Origin of the sequence: Alistipes communis (assembly GCF_006542665.1) — a bacterium.
Lineage (GTDB): Bacteria > Bacteroidota > Bacteroidia > Bacteroidales > Rikenellaceae > Alistipes > Alistipes communis.
Map to the genome: position 1 here is coordinate 1,599,584 of NZ_AP019735.1, position 16,471 is coordinate 1,616,054.

Sequence of the window (16,471 nt, forward strand, 5' to 3'; positions counted from 1 at the left end):
AAAAAAGCCCCTGCCGGAAGTCTCTCCGGCAGGGGCCTTTCTTGTCCGGACTGTTGGCCTGTTCCTGCTTCATTGGCTGCTTTGGGAACGGTACCGGGCCGATCGAAAGAAGCGGCTATTGTGCTTCGAGCACGAATACGGCGCTGTCGTAGATTTTGCTCAGATTGGGATTGATGCCCGCATTGGCGAGGTACTCGCCCGTGAAGGTGCCGCCGTCGAACCAGAACCTTTTTTTGTCCGTGTTCTGTTCCCGGACGGTGTAACGGGTTTTGGCGTCGAGGCCGTGCAGGCGGAACTTGGGGATCAGCGTGCGGCTCTGGTAGCGGATGCAGTAGGTGAAGAGCACCGCCTTTTTCTTGTCCTTCGAGACATACATCATCCCGTAGTAGCCGGTATCGTCATAGGGGGTGCCGATACGGTAGAGGTCGCCCTCCATGACGATATCGCGATACGCCTTGTAGCTGGCGACGGCCTTCCGTGCGAATCGCTTCTCCGCGTCGTCCATCCGCTTGGGTTGCAGCTCCATGCCCAAACGTCCCGCGCAGGCGATGTCGAAGCGGAACTTGATGGGGGTGATATTGCCGGTCTGATGGTTTGGCGTGGCCGACACGTGCGACCCCATGACCGTCGCCGGATAGAAAAGGCTCGTACCGTACTGGATGCGCGTGCGCGAAAGCGCTTCGGTGTTGTCGCTGGTCCACACTTCGTTGAAGTATTTCATTGCGCCGAACTCCACGCGGCCGCCGCCCGAGGCGCAGGCCTGGATCAGCACATCGGGATATTTGGCCCGAATGCGTTCCATGACCTTATAGAAGCCCTGCGTATAATCGATCCAGAAATGCGACTGTTTGTCCTCGGGCAGGTACTCCGACCCTGCATTTTCGACGTGGCGGTTGGCATCCCACTTGATATAGTCGATATTGGGCGAGAGTTTCATCGTATTGTCGAATACCGAGAAGACGAAATCCTGCACCTTCGGATTGCTCAGATCGAGAAGCCACTGGTTGCGCATACGGGGTATTTCGCGGTTGCCCGCCTTCACGATCCAGTCGGGATGTTTCTCGGCCAGTTCGCTTCGGGGGTTCACCATCTCCGGCTCGATCCAGATACCGAATTTCATCCCCTTTTGGTGGGCGTACGATGCGATGTAATCGATGCCCTCGGGCAGTTTCTTCGCGTTGACCTGCCAGTCGCCGAGTCCCGCATTGGAGTCGTTGCGCGGATATTTGTTGCCGAACCACCCGTCGTCCAGCACGAACATTTCCAGCCCCATGTCGGCGGCATCGTCGATCATCTCCGTGAGCGTCTTGGCATCGAACGTGAAATAGGCGCCCTCCCAACTGTTGAGCAGCGTCGGGGCGTAGGTATGCCCGTGCCATACGCCGTAGTTGCGCGCCCAGTCGTGCAGGTGGCGGCTCGCGCCGCCCGCGCCTTCGGAGCTGTAAGTATAGATCATCTCGGGCGTGGTGAACGACTCGCCCTCGCCGAGCGTGTAGTCCGACGCATAGGGATTGGCGCCGGCCAGAATGTTGAGGACGTTGAATTCGTCCACTTCGAAGTTGAGGCGGAAGTTGCCGCTCCATGCCAGTGCTCCTGCGATCACCTCGCCGTAATTCTCGTCGAACGACTCGCTGTCGAGCGTAATCATGAAGGCCGGATTCTCGGTATGCGTCGTGCGTACCTGCTTGCGCGACTCGATGCTCTTCGAACCATGCGTGAGCAGCGTGTGGTCGACCTGACTTTCGCGCGCCCACGCGCCGTAGAGGTGTGTCAGCAGGTAACTGCGTGCCTTGACGGGCAGCGACGACGAATAGAAGCTGTGCAGCACGATGCTGCCCTTCTCCCGGTTGCGGATGACTGCGTGCGTCGTGATGACGTTCTCCTCGGCATAGGCCGTATAGACGAGTTCGACGTCGAGCGCCTGGTTCGTGTCGGTCAGCTTGATGACGGTTCGGGTGACATTCGTGTCGGCCAGCGTTCGGGTCGTGTGCGACACGTAGCGCAATTCGGTATTCATGTCGCCGTCGGCATGGGTCACGCGCAGGGCGGGTTCACGGAAGTTGCGGCCGCCCATCGTCGAGTAGGCGAGGTTGTCGGTGCCGTGATCCGTGCGGCGGTAGCTCTTGATTCCGGTCACGGGTGCCGCGTCGTCGATACGTCCTCCGAAATGGTGGAACAGGACTTCGCCGTCGGAAGTCACGCTCATGACCATCGACGATCCGTCGGTCTTGATGTTGATGACCTGCGGTTCCGCGGCAGCTGCGCCGGTGCAGATCAGGCCCGAAAACAGGCATGCAAAGAGAGGTTTCAGGGTTTTGTTCATGACTTTATGTGAAGATCCGTTGAACAATATACGCCGCTCGTATGCAGCGGCATATTTCCGCAATACGAGGTAAAGTTACTCAAAAAAACATTGGAACCAAACTCTTCATGCCGTAATTTCATATCGCGTCCGCAGGCGGGAGACGCTTGCGGGGAGAGAGCGGGCGATTCCGTTTCGAAGAGTTCCGTTTCGGGCAGGCTGCGGGCTGGCGGGTTTTGCGGCGCGGTTGCTTCTACTTGACTGCTTCGAGGTGGCTCCGTATCCGCTCCGCGAAGGCGAGCCGCCGTGCGCGCAGGTTGGCGCGCCAGCCGTCCCAGCGGGTGTAGCGTTCGCGTTTTTCGAGGTATATATCCTTGATCGCCAGCAGGATGCCTGTCTCCTCCACGCCCCCGAAATCGGGGTTCTCCACCGTGTCGAAGACCCGCATCGTAGGCGACAGATTCATGTAGGAGTTTATCAGCGGCGGAATGTTCTCGTTGAATTCGCGGATGCGCTGGATCAGGATGTGGTAGTTTTCCACGTAGTTCTCCCCCGTGAAAATCCGTTCGTAGTAGGGATCGTCCAGCCCCAGATCGATCGGATGGCGTCCCGTGACCAGCCGGTCGCGGTCGGGGAAGTATTTGTGCAGGAAATAGATGAGCGTGTTGCGGGCTACGGTCTGGTAGGAGCTGTACATCGTCACCTTCCCGAAGAGGTATTTCGCTTTGGGATTCAGCACGATGAGTGCTCCGAGCCCGTCCCAGAGGTTGTCCAGCGCATAGATGCTTTTCGTGTTGGAGCGCGCCTGATAGGCCGGCTGGATGAACGAACGCCCCAATTCGATGGTGTGGGGCAGGTAGCGGCGCCGGAAAAGATCGCTGAAATGGAAGTAGTGTTCCGTCGAGAGATGCGGCTGCCGGCTCGACGTGCAGACGATGAAGCGGTATCCGCCCACGATCTCCTGCGCCGCTGGGTCCCAGACGATCAGCTGGTGGTATCCTCCCTCGGCCCTGTCCTCCCCGTCGATGTCCACCTCCTCTCCCGTGCCTCCGCCGGCTGCGCGGAAGGCGATTTCGCGCAGCCGCCCCACCTCGCGCATCAGCGCGGGGCATTCGGCCGCCGTGAAGATGTAGATTTCGTTGCCGGCGCGTTTCGTGTCGCGCACCTTGCGGTCGGGCGTCAGCTCCCGCAGCAGTTCTTCCCGGGGCAGCGGATCGATGATCGGTTTTATTTCGTGCATGGCAGTTTCTCTTTGAGTCGGTAAACCTCCCCGCGAACGGTGTCGGCCTGCTGCCGCAGCGTCCCCCGCAGGCCGTCGGGCGCTATCGGATCGCCCGCCACGATACGGAAGCGGCTTCCGCCCTGGCGGAACATCTCGTCGGGAAGCCAGAGCATCTCGACGTTGAGTTTGATGCCGAGCCGTTCGCGCAGCCGCGCGATGCGGTAGAAAAAGTCCGACAGCCGGCCTTCGACGTAGAGCGGTACGATCTTGCGCCCCGAAGCGTGGGCGCGCTTGATGAAGTTGAGCCGCCACGGCGTGTCGCTCACCACGCCGTCGCGCCGCCGCGAGCAGAGTCCTGCCGGAAAGGTCAGGATCGGCAGCTCGCCGGCGAAGGCTTCGTCGTAGCGGCGGGCGTATGCGGCCGTCTGCCGTCCGTGCTTGTTGACCGGAAGCCAGATCGGTTGCAGCGGTTCGACGTGCATCAGCAGGTCGTTGACCACCACGCGCGCATCGCCGAACCGTTCGATCAGCGCGTCGGCGATCATCATTCCGTCCAGCCCGCCGAAGGGGTGGTTCGCCACGAAAAGGTAGCGCTCCGCGGGATCGAGGCGTTCCAGCCCGTCGATCCGGTATGCGATGCGCATCCGTTCGAACGCCACATGGATGAACTCCTGCGGCGGGCGGTTCCATCCTGCGGCGAGGATGTCGTTGAGCGCCTCTTCGTGAATGGTGCGCCGGAGCCAGTTCCGTATGAAACGGGGGATGTATTTTGCGAATCGGGGCGCCTTTTCGCGCAGCACTTCGTCGATATCAATTCGGGGCATAGGAATATCCGTATCGTCATGCAAATATAACGATTTTGTTGGGATATTTTTTTTATTATAGGTAACTTTACCCCCAAATTACGCTTTTATACCTATTTCTCGCATGGAGCAGGGCTACCATACTCCGGTGTTGCTCGAGGAGTCCGTCGGACTGCTCTCTGTCGATCCGGCAGGCACTTACGTCGATCTGACCTTCGGCGGCGGCGGCCATTCGCGCCGCATTCTTTCGCTGCTGGGGCCCGAAGGGCGGCTCTACGGTTTCGACCAGGACCGCGATACGCTCGCCAACCGTCCCGACGACGGGCGCTTTCATTACGTGGAGAGTAATTTCCGCTTTCTGCGCGCTGCGCTGCGCCTGCGGGGCGTTGCGCAGGTCGACGGCATTTTGGCCGATCTGGGTGTTTCGTCGCACCATTTCGACGCCGTCGAGCGGGGCTTTTCGTTCCGCGGCACGGCGCTGCTCGACATGCGGATGAACCGCCGCGGCGGCAGGACTGCGGCCGACGTGGTCAACACCTACGACCGCGATGCGCTCACGCGCGTGCTGGGCGACTGGGGCGAACTCTCCACGCCGTGGAAGGTCGCGGGCTGCATCGAGCGGGCCCGTGCCGCCGCGCCGATCACAACGACCGACGCGCTGGTAGCGGCCGTGGCGCCGTGTACGCCCAGACGGGAGGAGGCGAAGTTCCTCACCAAGCTCTTTCAGGCGTTGCGCATCGAGGTCAACGGCGAAATGGAGGCGCTGCGGATGGCGCTCGAACAGAGCCTTCGGGTGCTGCGGCCGGGCGGTCGGCTGGTGGTGATCTCCTACCATTCGCTCGAAGACCGGCTGGTCAAGAATTTCCTGCGCAGCGGCAACTTCGACGGCCGCGTCGAGAAGGATTTCTACGGCCGTGCCGAAAGTCCTTTCACGCTTCTTACCCGCAAGGCCGTCACGCCTTCGCCCGAAGAGCTGGATCGCAATCCCCGCTCCCGCTCGGCCAAACTGCGTGCGGCGATTAAAAACGACCGGTAACCCATGCGCTACGAAGACACCGAATTCGATCCAGCGACCGACGCCGACCGCGAAGCCGCGGCCCGCGAGGCGGAACTCGCCCGCAAGATCCGCCGCGAGGTGCTGCGCGTGCAGCGCGGCGAGGCCGACGACGACCTGCGTGCCGACCGCGAGGCCGAGCAGGAGCAGCGTGCCGAGCAGGAGCGCGCCGCCCGCATGGAGCGCCGCCGCAAGTCGAGTTTCCTGTGGCTGCTCTTTTCGGGCAACATCCTCGTGCGCGAAAGCTTTTCGGGTTACTACCGCTACCTGATCTATATGGCCGTCACGTTCTTCGTGAGCATCTTCGTCATGTTCACGGCGCTGCATCTCGACATGAAATATACGCGCCTCGAACGCGAGGTGCAGCTCCTGCGCGAACGTTCCGTACGCTTGCAGGAGCAGAGTTTCCGTTCGACGACCCATTCGGCCGTCGTGCGCGCGCTCGCGGAGCGCGGCATTCCGTTGTACGATCCGGCCGCTCCGGGCGAAATCATCGAAGAGTGACCATGCCGCAGCCCAAGGAAAACTCCCCGATCAAGCGCGACATCCTCTTCCGGGTGCACCTGCTCTACGCCGCCTTCGTCCTGATCGCGGCGCTGGTCTTCGCGCGTCTGATCTGGGTGCAGCTCTTCTCGTCGGAGGTGGCCTACAACGCCGAACGTTTGGAGGGGCGGATCTTCACCGACGAGATCATTCCCGCACGGCGCGGCAATATCCTGACGCGCGACGGCGAGCCGCTGGCCACGTCGCTCTTCCGTTATCAGGTCGAAATGGACTACGGCAGCCCGGGGTTCGACTCGCTCCGCACGTTCCGTGAGCAGAGCGATTCGCTCGCGAAGCTGCTGGCGCTCTATTTCCGCGACAAATCGGCCGCGGCCTATGCGCAGGCGATGCAGCGCGAACACGCCCGCCGCTACCGCGTCACCTACCGCAAGGATACGCTCGTGCCGCGCTCCGAAGGGGGCCTCGCCCGCTGGTGGGACCGGATGCGGGGCGAGGAGTTCCTGACCGTGAAGCTCTACGACACGTTGCGCGACCACACGCCCGTGGCGCTTTTCCCGCGCGAAATCGACTACACCGAGTGGCAGACCTTGCGCCGCTATCCCATTCTCAACTGGAATATGGGCATGACCTACCGCCTGCGCGAACGCGACGAACGGGTCTATCCGCAGGGCGAACTGGCGCGCCGCACGATCGGGCAGGTCGGCGACAAAGGCAACTACGGCGTGGAGTACGTTCTGCGCGACGTGCTCGAAGGACGCGACGGCAAGGCGCGCCGTCAGCGCATCGCCCGCGGTTTCTACGGCCGCGTGGTCGGAGGCGACAACTCCGAACCCGAGGACGGGCTGGACGTGGTGACGACGCTCGACCTGGAGATGCAGGATGTCGCCGACCGCGCGTTGCGCCGCCAGCTCGAAGCGCAGAATGCGCTGTGGGGTACGGCGCTGGTCATGGAGGTCGCCACGGGCGACCTGCTGGCGATGGCCAACCTTTCGCGTACCAAGTCGGGCGCCTACGCCGAGGTGAAGAACCACGCCCTGTCGTCGCGTATGGAGCCGGGGTCGACCTTCAAGCTCGCGGCGCTGCTGGCGCTGGTCGACGATGCGGGGATGTCGCTCGACGAGACCTTCGACACCGGCAACGGCGCCCGCGTGAAGGTGGGGCGCACGACGGTGCAGGATTCGCACGGGCTGCCGCCGCTCAATCTGAAAGACGCCGTCGCGCACTCGTCCAACGTCTTTTTCGCCCGCGCCGTCTACGAGACCTACAAGGACGATCCCGAGCGTTATGTCGACTACCTGCGCCACCTGCACCTCGACCGCACGGTAGGGTTGGAGGAGTTCGGCGCCGTGGCCCCGATCTTCCCCGCGCCGGGCATGAAGATCTGGTACCCCGACGTCTCGATCGTCAACATGGGTTACGGCTATGCCATCGAACTGACGCCGCTGCATACGCTCACGCTCTACAACGCCGTGGCCAACGACGGCTGCATGGTCGCCCCGCGGCTCGTGCGCGAAATCCGGCGCGGCGGCGAGGTGGTCGAGCGTCCCGAACGGCGGGTGCTGGTCGACAAGATCTGCTCCTCGTCGGCACTGCGCAAGGTGCGCGAGTGCCTCGAAGAGGTCGGTACGACCGGTACGGCCAAGCAGTTCTTCCGCGATACGACGCTCTTCAAGATCGCCGGCAAGACCGGTACGGCGCAGTTCGCGCAGGACGGGATCAAATATTCCGACGGCTATTACCTCGGTACGATGGTGCTCTACTTTCCGGCCGACGAACCCAAGTATACGGTGCTCACGGCGATGTTCACCCGCCGCGGACGGGGTACGACCTACTACGGGGCCGGTCTGTCGGGACCCGTCGAGCAGCAGATCGTCAACTACATCTACAACCGTCAGCGCGAGTGGTACGGCCGCGTCGAAGAGACCGACGATGCGCATTACGCCCGCACGGTCAAGGGGGGCGACATCGCCCAGATCCGCGAGGCGGCGGGCGAACTGATGCCCCGCGTGGTGAGCGAGCGCCGTTCGGGCTGGGGGCGTACGCGCGTCGATTCGCTCGGCAGGGTGACGGTGACGCCGCTTGCGGACGACCCGCATACGATGCCCGACGTGCGCGGCATGGGATTGAAGGAGGCCGTTTTTCTGCTGGAAAGCCGCGGACTGCGGGTCGCTTTCACCGGCAAGGGGGCCGTGCGCGAACAGACGTTGCCGCCCGGCGCAAAGATACAGCGGGGGCAAACCGTAACATTGAAATTGAGATAAATGAACTATATGAAACGTATCGACAATCTGATCGGTTCGACGCCGGTCGCGGCCGTCTGCAATGCGGCGGGACAGGTCGTTCGCTCGCTGACCTGCGATTCGCGCGAGGTCGCGGCGGGCAGCTGCTTCTTCGCCGTGACGGGAACGGCGGCCGACGGACACCGTTTTATTCCGCAGGCCGTTGCGGCGGGCGCCGTTGCGGTCGTCTGCCAGCAGTTGCCCGAAACGCTGGCCGAAGGGGTGTGCTACGTCGCGGTGGCCGACACCCATGCGGCGATGGCCGACATGGCGGCCGCCTTCTACGATCATCCCAGCCGCGAACTGCATCTGGTGGGCGTCACCGGCACCAACGGCAAGACCACCGTCGCCACGCTGCTCTACGACCTCTTCCGCCGGCTGGGTTACGAGGCGGGACTGATTTCGACGGTCGTCTACCGTGTGGGCGAACGGCGCATCGCGTCGACGCATACCACGCCCGACGTGATCCGGCTCAACGCGCTGATGCGCGAAATGGTCGACGCGGGCTGCGCCTATTGCTTCATGGAGGTGTCGTCGCACGCCATCGTGCAGGAGCGCATCCGCGGCCTGCATTTCGAAGGGGGCATCTTCACCAACATCACCCACGACCATCTCGACTACCACAAGACCTTCGCCGCCTATATCGAGGCCAAGAAGCTCTTTTTCGACCGTCTGCCCGCCGGGGCTTTCGCCCTGACGAACGCCGACGACCGCAACGGCCGCGTCATGGTGCAGAATACCCGTGCACGGGTGGCAGCCTATTCGCTCCGGTCGGCCGCCGACTTCACGGGGCGCGTACTGGAACAGCACCTCGACGGCATGTTGCTGCGTCTGGGCGGCGACGAGGTGTGGGTCGGATTTCTCGGCCGGTTCAACGCCTCGAACCTGCTGGCCGTCTACGGCGCCGCACTGCTGCTGGGCGCCGACCGCAGCGAGGTGCTGACGGCGATGAGCTGCCTCAGGCCCGTGAGCGGGCGGCTCGAATTCGTGCGTGCGGCCGACGGCCGTACGGCCGTGGTCGACTATGCCCATACGCCCGATGCGTTGGAGAACGTATTGCGGACGCTCGGCGAACTGCTCACCGGCGGCGGACAGCTCATCGCCGTCTGCGGCTGCGGCGGCGACCGCGACCGCACCAAGCGTCCCGAAATGGCCGCTATGGCCGTGAAGTACGCCGCGACGGCCATCTTCACCTCCGACAATCCGCGGCACGAAGACCCCGAGTCGATCCTCGACGAGATGGTCGCCGGCCTGCCCCCCGAAGCCCGTTACCTGCGCATCGCCGACCGCGGCGAAGCGATTCGCGCGGCGGCGATGCTGGCCCGTCCGGGCGACATCGTGCTGCTTGCCGGCAAGGGACACGAAACCTACCAGATCGTGGGCGACGAGCGCCGCCATTTCGACGACCGTCAACAGATCGAACATCAGTTTTCCATTCACCGCTAACCTCATTTATTCCGCCGGCGCCGACCGGCACTTTATCGACGTATGCTGTATCATCTTTTCCAATATCTCGACCGTTCTTACGACCTGCCCGGTGCGGGCATGTTCCAGTACATCTCGTTCCGCTCGGCGCTGGCCGTCATCCTGGCGCTGCTCATTACGATCACCTTCGGACAGGGGATCATCCGCTTCATGCAGCGCCGTCAGATCGGCGAGGAGATCCGCAACCTCGGCCTCGAAGGCCAGCTCCAGAAACGGGGCACGCCCACCATGGGCGGCGTGATGATCCTTTTGGCCGTGCTGGTTCCCGTGCTGCTGTTCGGCCGGCTGGACAACATCTACATTCAGTTGATGATCGTTTCGACCGTCTGGCTGGGGCTGCTGGGCTTCCTGGACGACTACATCAAGGTCTTCCGCCACAACAAGGAGGGGCTCAAAGGCAAGTTCAAGATCGTGGGACAGGTGGGCATCGGCATCATCGTCGGCACGGTGATGTGCGCTTCGCCCGAAGTCGTGGTGCGCGACAAGGTGGTCGAACCCGTCCAGCAGATCTTCGTGGACGACGACGGCGAGGTGATCGAAAGCGTCACGACGAACCGCGTGGTCATGGGCACCGAGAGCGTCAAGACCACGCAGACGACGATCCCCTTCGTCAAGAACAACGAGTTCGACTATGCGTGGTTCACGGGCGGCAACCGCGTGGCCACATGGATTCTCTACGTGCTGGTGGCAATCTTCGTCGTCACGGCCGTGTCGAACGGCGCCAATCTCACCGACGGGCTCGACGGTCTGGTTTCGGGCGTTTCGGCGCCGATCGTGGTGGTGCTGGCGATCCTGGCCTACCTTTCGGGCCATATCGTCTATGCCGACTACCTCAATATCATGTATATCCCCGGTTCGGGCGAACTGGTGGTCTTCGCGGCTGCCTTCGCCGGCGCACTGATCGGTTTCCTGTGGTACAACTCGTTCCCGGCCCAGACCTTCATGGGCGATACGGGGTCGCTGGCCATCGGAGGCATCATCGCCGTTTTCGCCCTCTGCATCCGCAAGGAATTGTTGCTGCCGATCCTTTGCGGCGTGTTTTTTGTCGAGAGTCTTTCGGTTATGATGCAGGTCTCCTATTTCAAATATACCAAACGCCGCTACGGTGAGGGACGGCGCATCTTCCTGATGTCGCCCATCCACCACCACTATCAGAAGAAGGGAATCTTCGAGACGAAGATCGTCATCCGCTTCTGGATCGTGAGCATGCTGCTGTCGCTCGCGGCGCTCGCGACGCTCAAAATCCGATAATCAAACCAAAAAACGATGAATGACATGAAAAAAATCTGGATTGTATCCCTGCTGCTGCTCGGCTGTTTCGCCGCACGGGCTCAGGCGCCGGCTCCGCTCAAAGGACGTATCGCCGTGAGCGTTCCGCGCGTCGACATGCGGCTCAGTTATGCGGAGTACGACAAGGCCTTCTCCGGCGACCTGCGAACGGCGCAGACCGATCTCGAAGGGCGGTACATGCTGCCCGACGACGATAAGATCTATGCCGTGACGCTCCACCGCCGCGACGATGCGGCCGGTGCGCCGGCGCTCGCCAGCTTCTTCATCCTTCCGGGCGAGCAGCTCGAAGTCCTCGGCCTGTTTCAGGACGGGGATACGTTCGACTGGCGCGTGAAGGGCTCGCCCGTCTTCGAAGCCGACTACGAATACGGCAGGAAGTATCGCCGCGAGGAGCTTCGCGCCGCGACGCTGCGCCGCCAGAACCTCGCGGGCGAGTGGGACGACCTGTCGCCGGAGCGGCAGCGGCAGCTCAACGCCGAGCTGCGTCTGCTCGACCGCGGCATCAAGGAGCGCCGTTGCGCCTACATCCGCGAGAACCCCTCGTCGCCGCTGTCGGCCTACTACTTCACCTGCCAGCCCTTCCCGATCGAAGAGGTGGTGGAGTACTATTCGATGCTCTCCGAGTCGTTGCGCGAAGGGCGCTATGCGCCGATTCTCAACTTCGTCTGCGAGATGTACCAGCGGATTCTCAACGCCTGACGCCATTTTGAAATGAAGAAACTCGTTGTATTGGGCGGAGGTATCAGCGGCTACGGTTCGGCGATCCTCGCCCGCAGGAAAGGGTTCGACGTCTTTCTGTCCGACAGCGGCCGCATCGCCGACCGCTACCGGATGAAACTCGAAGCATGGGGCGTGCCCTACGAGGAGGGCGGCCACAGCGAGGAGCGCATCCTCGCCGCTTCGGAATGCGTCAAGTCGCCCGGCATCCCCGACTCGGCGCCCATCGTGCGCAAACTGCGCGAACGGGGCGTTCCCGTGATCTCCGAGATCGAATTCGCGGGGCGTTATCTCGACGGTGCGCGCACGATCTGCATCACCGGTTCGAACGGCAAGACGACCACCACGTCGCTCGTCTACCGGATTCTGCGCGACGCGGGCTGCAACGTCGCCCTGGGCGGCAACATCGGCGAGAGCTTCGCCTATTCGGTCGCAACCGGCCGGTACGATTGGTATGTGCTGGAACTCAGCTCGTTCCAGCTGGACGGCATGTTCCGGTTCCGGGCCGACATCGGTGTGCTGACCAACATCACGCCCGACCATCTCGACCGCTACGACCACTCGTTCGCGAAGTATGCCGCGGCGAAGATGCGTATTGCGCAGAACCAGCGTGCAGGCGACTACTTCATCTATTCGGCCGACGACGAAACGATCTGGTCGCTGCTGCCGTCGTATCGGCTGCCGCAGCGGCAGCTGCCCTTCGCCGCACGGGCTGCCGTCGCCGGCAGCGACGGCGACGCCTTCCTGAGCCGCGACGGCCGCTTCACGGCCGCCGTGGGCGACCGTTCGGTCGAGATCGACACGCGCCGGATGCGTATCGGCGGGCTGCACAACGCCTACAACGCCATGGCTGCCGCACTGGCCGCGCTCGCGGCCGGCGTCGCGCCCGACCGTATCCGCCGTTCGATTTACGCTTTCGCGCCGGTCGAGCACCGTCTCGAACCCGTGCGCGAAACGGACGGCGTGTTGTGGATCAACGATTCGAAGGCGACCAACGTCGATTCGGTGTGGTATGCGCTCGAAAGCATGAAACGTCCCGTGGTGTGGATCGCCGGCGGCACCGACAAGGGCAACGACTACGAACCGCTCAAAGCCTTCGCCCGCGAGAAGGTGCATACGCTCGTCTGCATGGGTGTCGACAACCGCAAGCTCGTCGAGTCCTTCACGGGCGTCGTGCCGGAGGTGATCTCCACGGCGTCGCTGGACGAGGCGATGGAGGCTGCCCGCCGTGCGGCGCGTCCGGGCGACGCCGTGCTGCTGTCGCCCGCCTGCGCCTCGTTCGATCTGTTCCGCAACTACGAACAGCGCGGCGAGCTGTTCAAAAAATGGGTCGGCGAACACTGCTGACCCTTCCGATGACGAGTCCGTGCGGTGCGGGAAGACCCGTCGCACGGCGCTAACGACGACTGAACAATGAAAGAGACCCGATCTTCCGAAACTGCATCCTCCGCGCCGCAGAGCGGCCTGCGGGCGCTGGTCGGCTCGGTGTTTACCGGCGACCGCGTCCTGTGGATCATCATTGCGGCGCTGGCCGTCATTTCGGTGCTGGTGGTCTACTCGTCGACGGCCAAAATGGCCTACGACGCCCATACGGCGCGTTCGACGGCGCATTTCCTGCGTCAGCAGGTGGGGATTCTGATCCTCTGCGTCCCGATCATCGTCATCGTCCACAAGATCAACTGCCGCGTCTACAACCGGCTGGCGCAGCCGGTCTATGTGCTGAGTCTGCTGCTTACGCTGGCCGTCTACTTCATCGGCGCCACGACCAACGGCGCCGCGCGGTGGATTCCCGTCGCGGGATTCCAGTTCCAGCCCTCCGAGGCATTGAAGGTCGCCACGATCCTGCTGCTGGCACGCCGCCTTTCGTCGTGCCAGAGCAAGATCGACCGCATCCGGATCGTCCCGTCGCTCAACCCCTTCCGGTGGGGGCGGCCCGCGCAGCGCAAGATCTGGCGCGAGGGGACGAGGCCCATCCTGCTGCCCGTCGTGCTGTCGTGTGCGGTGATCTTTCCGGCGCATACGTCGTCGGCGATGCTGGTCTTTCTGACCTCGCTGGTGATGATGCTCATCGGGCGCGTGCGGGTGAGCGAGCTGGTGCGGCTCGTGGGGCTGGCCTGCGCTGCCCTGCTGCTGGCGGGGTTGCTCAATCTGGGCCGCAGCGAGACGGCGGGCGGGCGCGTGAGTACGTGGATCGACCTGTGGACGTCGTCGCAGACCGAGAAACCGATCGACCGGCTCACCGACACCGAACGTTCGATGATCGCCATCCACAACGGCGGACTGCTGGGCGAGGGGGCGGGCCAGAGCGCCATGCGCGTGGAGATGATCCATCCCGAAAGCGACTACGCCTACGCCTTTTTCGTCGAGGAGTACGGGATCATCCTGGCCGGTATCCTGCTGATGCTCTACCTGTGGATCTTCTTCCGCGCCCGCGAAATCTTCGTGCGCTGCGGCACCGCCTTTCCGGGACTGCTGGTCTTGGGGCTTGCGCTCATGATTACCTGTCAGGCGCTGCTGCACGTCATGGTGACGGTCAACCTGATGCCCGAGACGGGACAGACGCTGCCGCTCATCTCGCGCGGCGGCTCGTCGGTGCTCTTCACGGTCATCGCATTGGGGATGATCCTGAGCGTCAGCCGCCAGAACGACGAACATTCGCACGATACGCCCCGCTCCGAGTCGATTTATGAAAAGTAGTCCGATCCCGACGTCCCGACCGGCGGATCGTCTCCCGCGCGACCGTCGGATCGATCTCTGCTACGTGATCGGGATCCTGCTGGTCGTAGCGGGCCATTCGGGAGTGGATTCCCGTTTCGCTTCGACGGCGCTGTTCCGCTGGATCTACGCCTTCCACATGCCGCTCTTCTTCGCCCTTTCGGGCTATCTGTTCCGTTACGGCGGAGGGAGCGGACAGGTCGGTGCGGGGACTTTCGCACGCCGCCGTGCGCTGCGGCTGCTGTTGCCGCTTGTCGTGTGGACGACGCTCGTATTCATCCCCAAGGGGCTGTTGAGCGCCTATGCCATGCGGCCGTCGGAGTTGAGTTTTTCAGCCTATCTGCACGCCTTTCTCTATCCGGCCGACAATCCGATCCGTCCCTTCTGGTTTCTGGAAGTGCTGTTCGAGGTGAGTCTTGCGGGATATGCCGTCGACCGGATCGTCCGCAGCCGGCCGGCTGCGCTCGCCGCGGTTGCGGGGACGTGCATCGCCGCCAACCGGCTGATCGCCCCGACGGGCGGCGAGCTGCTGATGCTGCCCGACGTACTGTGGTATACCGGCTTTTTCCTGCTGGGAGCCGTCGCCTGCGACGGCCGCACGTGGCTGTGGCCGCGGCTGGCCCGCCCCTCGTCGCTCGTTTTCTGGGGTGCGGCGTCGCTCGTGACGCTTCGGTTCCCGTCGCACGCCGCCGCACCGTTCTATGCGGCGGCGGGCATCCTTTTCGTCGCCTCGTGTGCGGCGCTGGCTGTCGACCGCAGGCTGCGCCTGCCGCTCGCGGACGATCTGCGCAGGTATACCTTTACGGTCTACCTGCTCCACGTGCTGCCTGTCGGCCTCCTGCGCGGCCTGCTCTATCCCCGTCTGGCGGTCGATCCCGCCCTCTTTTCGGCGCTGCTCTTCCTGTCGGGCGTCCTCATTCCCTGGGCCGTGGGACGCATGGCGCGGCGGTGGATACCCTCCTTCACGGCGGGAGGCCGTCTGTCGCTCCGCCTGCTGGGTTTATAGGATCCAGCGGCTCAGCAGATAGCCTCCGCCCAGCAGCCACAGGTAGAGCAGTCCGGCGAGGAGGAAGGGTTTCGCGCCGGCGCGTTTGAACTTTTCGATGCTGGTCTCCGCCCCCAGCGCTGTCATGGCCATCGTCAGCAGGAAGGTGTCGAACGAATTGATTCCCGCCACCGCCGCCTCGGGCAGCAGGTCGAGCGAATTGAATCCGATGACGGCCAGGAATCCGAACGCGAACCACGGGATCGTGACCTTCGCGCGGCCCGCACCGCCCTTCGTGCGGCGGGCGAGCAGCAGGCTCATGACCAGCAGTACCGGCGCCAGCATCATCACGCGGATCATCTTGACGATGACCGCGCCGTCGGCGATTTCGGCGCCCATGGCATTGCCCGCCCCGACGACGTGGGCCACCTCGTGCAGCGTCGCACCCGTGTAAAGGCCCATCTGTTCGGGCGTCAGGCCGAGAATGCCGGCGCGCCACAGCGCCGGATAGAGGAACATCGAGACCGTACCGAAGATCACTACGGTCGAGACCGCCACTGCCGTCTTGTGCGGCGCGGCCTTCACGACGGGTTCGGCGCCCAGCACGGCCGCCGCGCCGCAAATGGCGCTGCCCGTCGAGGTCAGCAGCGCCAGGTCGCGGTCCATTTTCAGCGCACGGCCCAGCAATACGCCCAGCAGGAGCGTCCCCGCGACCACCGCTGCGTCGATGCCGATGGCCGGCGCGCCGATGGCCGCCACGCTCTGGAAGGTCAGGCGGAATCCGTAGAGCACGATGCCCGCGCGCAGCAGTTGTTTCGAACAGAACAGGATGCCCGGCACCCACGTTTCGGGCAGATGGTTGCGCAGGCTGTTGGCATAGAGCATTCCGAGCAGAATGCCCAGAATGAGCGGGCTGAACGAGAGACTGCGTGCCGGCTGCGTGTCGGCCAGATAGAACGCTGCGCACGAGAAGAGTGCGATGAGCAGGATGCCGTGGAGGATGTTTCCGTGTTTTTCAGAGAACATAGTCTTTCGTGTATGAGTTCGACGTTGCGATTCGGTCCGCCTGCGGGATCGGTCGAAGAGGAGATGCGGCGGACTCCTGTTCCGACGTT

At 63.3% G+C, this 16,471-nt stretch carries 13 protein-coding genes; 9 read left to right on the forward strand and 4 right to left on the reverse strand.

Translation table 11 applies throughout. The features are described 5' to 3' along the window. Window positions 1-115: 115 nt before the first annotated feature. The 3 genes from FMF02_RS06645 to glsA form a co-directional block, all read right to left on the reverse strand. Window positions 116-2,323, reverse strand: coding sequence for an alpha-galactosidase (locus FMF02_RS06645; RefSeq protein ID WP_141412575.1), 2,208 nt, complete (start codon window positions 2,321-2,323; stop codon window positions 116-118). 232 nt (window positions 2,324-2,555) lie between these two features. After that, window positions 2,556-3,542, reverse strand: a complete 987-nt coding sequence (gene glsB, locus FMF02_RS06650) for a glycine N(alpha)-acyltransferase GlsB (RefSeq protein ID WP_141412576.1) — start codon at window positions 3,540-3,542, stop codon at window positions 2,556-2,558. Further along, window positions 3,530-4,348: an acyltransferase gene (glsA, locus tag FMF02_RS06655; RefSeq protein ID WP_141412577.1), complete on the reverse strand. Its 819-nt coding sequence runs from the start codon at window positions 4,346-4,348 to the stop codon at window positions 3,530-3,532. Before glsA ends, glsB begins: the two co-directional genes overlap by 13 nt. Before the next feature lie 103 nt (window positions 4,349-4,451). Between glsA and rsmH the strand changes: the two genes are divergently transcribed. From rsmH to FMF02_RS06700, 9 genes are all read left to right on the forward strand, one after another. Further along, window positions 4,452-5,363, forward strand: a complete 912-nt coding sequence (gene rsmH / locus FMF02_RS06660) for a 16S rRNA (cytosine(1402)-N(4))-methyltransferase RsmH (RefSeq protein ID WP_141412578.1) — start codon at window positions 4,452-4,454, stop codon at window positions 5,361-5,363. Between the two features lie 3 nt (window positions 5,364-5,366). Continuing rightward, window positions 5,367-5,885, forward strand: coding sequence for an FtsL-like putative cell division protein (locus tag FMF02_RS06665; protein WP_019130560.1), 519 nt, complete (start codon window positions 5,367-5,369; stop codon window positions 5,883-5,885). 2 nt (window positions 5,886-5,887) lie between these two features. Next, window positions 5,888-8,146: a PASTA domain-containing penicillin-binding protein gene (locus FMF02_RS06670; protein ID WP_019130559.1), complete on the forward strand. Its 2,259-nt coding sequence runs from the start codon at window positions 5,888-5,890 to the stop codon at window positions 8,144-8,146. A gap of 9 nt (window positions 8,147-8,155) precedes the next feature. Beyond that, entirely contained in the window at window positions 8,156-9,610 is a 1,455-nt protein-coding gene (locus tag FMF02_RS06675; RefSeq protein ID WP_026074922.1) for a UDP-N-acetylmuramoyl-L-alanyl-D-glutamate--2,6-diaminopimelate ligase, read from the forward strand. A 42-nt stretch (window positions 9,611-9,652) separates the two neighbouring features. Beyond that, window positions 9,653-10,900: a phospho-N-acetylmuramoyl-pentapeptide-transferase gene (mraY, locus tag FMF02_RS06680; protein WP_141412579.1), complete on the forward strand. Its 1,248-nt coding sequence runs from the start codon at window positions 9,653-9,655 to the stop codon at window positions 10,898-10,900. A 24-nt stretch (window positions 10,901-10,924) separates the two neighbouring features. Continuing rightward, window positions 10,925-11,638, forward strand: coding sequence for a hypothetical protein (locus tag FMF02_RS06685; RefSeq protein ID WP_141412580.1), 714 nt, complete (start codon window positions 10,925-10,927; stop codon window positions 11,636-11,638). Window positions 11,639-11,650: 12 nt separating this feature from the next. After that, window positions 11,651-13,003, forward strand: a complete 1,353-nt coding sequence (gene murD / locus FMF02_RS06690) for a UDP-N-acetylmuramoyl-L-alanine--D-glutamate ligase (RefSeq protein ID WP_026074921.1) — start codon at window positions 11,651-11,653, stop codon at window positions 13,001-13,003. A 66-nt stretch (window positions 13,004-13,069) separates the two neighbouring features. After that, window positions 13,070-14,353: an FtsW/RodA/SpoVE family cell cycle protein gene (locus FMF02_RS06695; RefSeq protein WP_019130554.1), complete on the forward strand. Its 1,284-nt coding sequence runs from the start codon at window positions 13,070-13,072 to the stop codon at window positions 14,351-14,353. Next, window positions 14,343-15,377: an acyltransferase family protein gene (locus FMF02_RS06700; protein ID WP_141412581.1), complete on the forward strand. Its 1,035-nt coding sequence runs from the start codon at window positions 14,343-14,345 to the stop codon at window positions 15,375-15,377. The genes FMF02_RS06695 and FMF02_RS06700 overlap by 11 nt, the downstream gene beginning before the upstream one ends. On the opposite strand, the gene FMF02_RS06705 is transcribed toward FMF02_RS06700, so the two are convergent. Then, the gene (locus FMF02_RS06705) at window positions 15,372-16,382 is read right to left on the reverse strand and encodes a YeiH family protein (protein WP_019130552.1); all 1,011 of its coding nucleotides are present in this window, start codon (window positions 16,380-16,382) and stop codon (window positions 15,372-15,374) included. The genes FMF02_RS06700 and FMF02_RS06705 overlap by 6 nt on opposite strands. Window positions 16,383-16,471 lie beyond the last annotated feature (89 nt).

Bases quoted from the DNA above. Each gene is read 5' to 3' on its own strand.
- FMF02_RS06645 (WP_141412575.1), bottom strand. From the start codon at position 2,323: ATGAACAAAACCCTGAAACCTCTCTTTGCATGCCTGTTTTCGGGCCTG.
- glsB (WP_141412576.1), bottom strand. From the start codon at position 3,542: ATGCACGAAATAAAACCGATCATCGATCCGCTGCCCCGGGAAGAACTG.
- glsA (WP_141412577.1), bottom strand. From the start codon at position 4,348: ATGCCCCGAATTGATATCGACGAAGTGCTGCGCGAAAAGGCGCCCCGA.
- rsmH (WP_141412578.1), top strand. From the start codon at position 4,452: ATGGAGCAGGGCTACCATACTCCGGTGTTGCTCGAGGAGTCCGTCGGA.
- FMF02_RS06665 (WP_019130560.1), top strand. From the start codon at position 5,367: ATGCGCTACGAAGACACCGAATTCGATCCAGCGACCGACGCCGACCGC.
- FMF02_RS06670 (WP_019130559.1), top strand. From the start codon at position 5,888: ATGCCGCAGCCCAAGGAAAACTCCCCGATCAAGCGCGACATCCTCTTC.
- FMF02_RS06675 (WP_026074922.1), top strand. From the start codon at position 8,156: ATGAAACGTATCGACAATCTGATCGGTTCGACGCCGGTCGCGGCCGTC.
- mraY (WP_141412579.1), top strand. From the start codon at position 9,653: ATGCTGTATCATCTTTTCCAATATCTCGACCGTTCTTACGACCTGCCC.
- FMF02_RS06685 (WP_141412580.1), top strand. From the start codon at position 10,925: ATGAAAAAAATCTGGATTGTATCCCTGCTGCTGCTCGGCTGTTTCGCC.
- murD (WP_026074921.1), top strand. From the start codon at position 11,651: ATGAAGAAACTCGTTGTATTGGGCGGAGGTATCAGCGGCTACGGTTCG.
- FMF02_RS06695 (WP_019130554.1), top strand. From the start codon at position 13,070: ATGAAAGAGACCCGATCTTCCGAAACTGCATCCTCCGCGCCGCAGAGC.
- FMF02_RS06700 (WP_141412581.1), top strand. From the start codon at position 14,343: ATGAAAAGTAGTCCGATCCCGACGTCCCGACCGGCGGATCGTCTCCCG.
- FMF02_RS06705 (WP_019130552.1), bottom strand. From the start codon at position 16,382: ATGTTCTCTGAAAAACACGGAAACATCCTCCACGGCATCCTGCTCATC.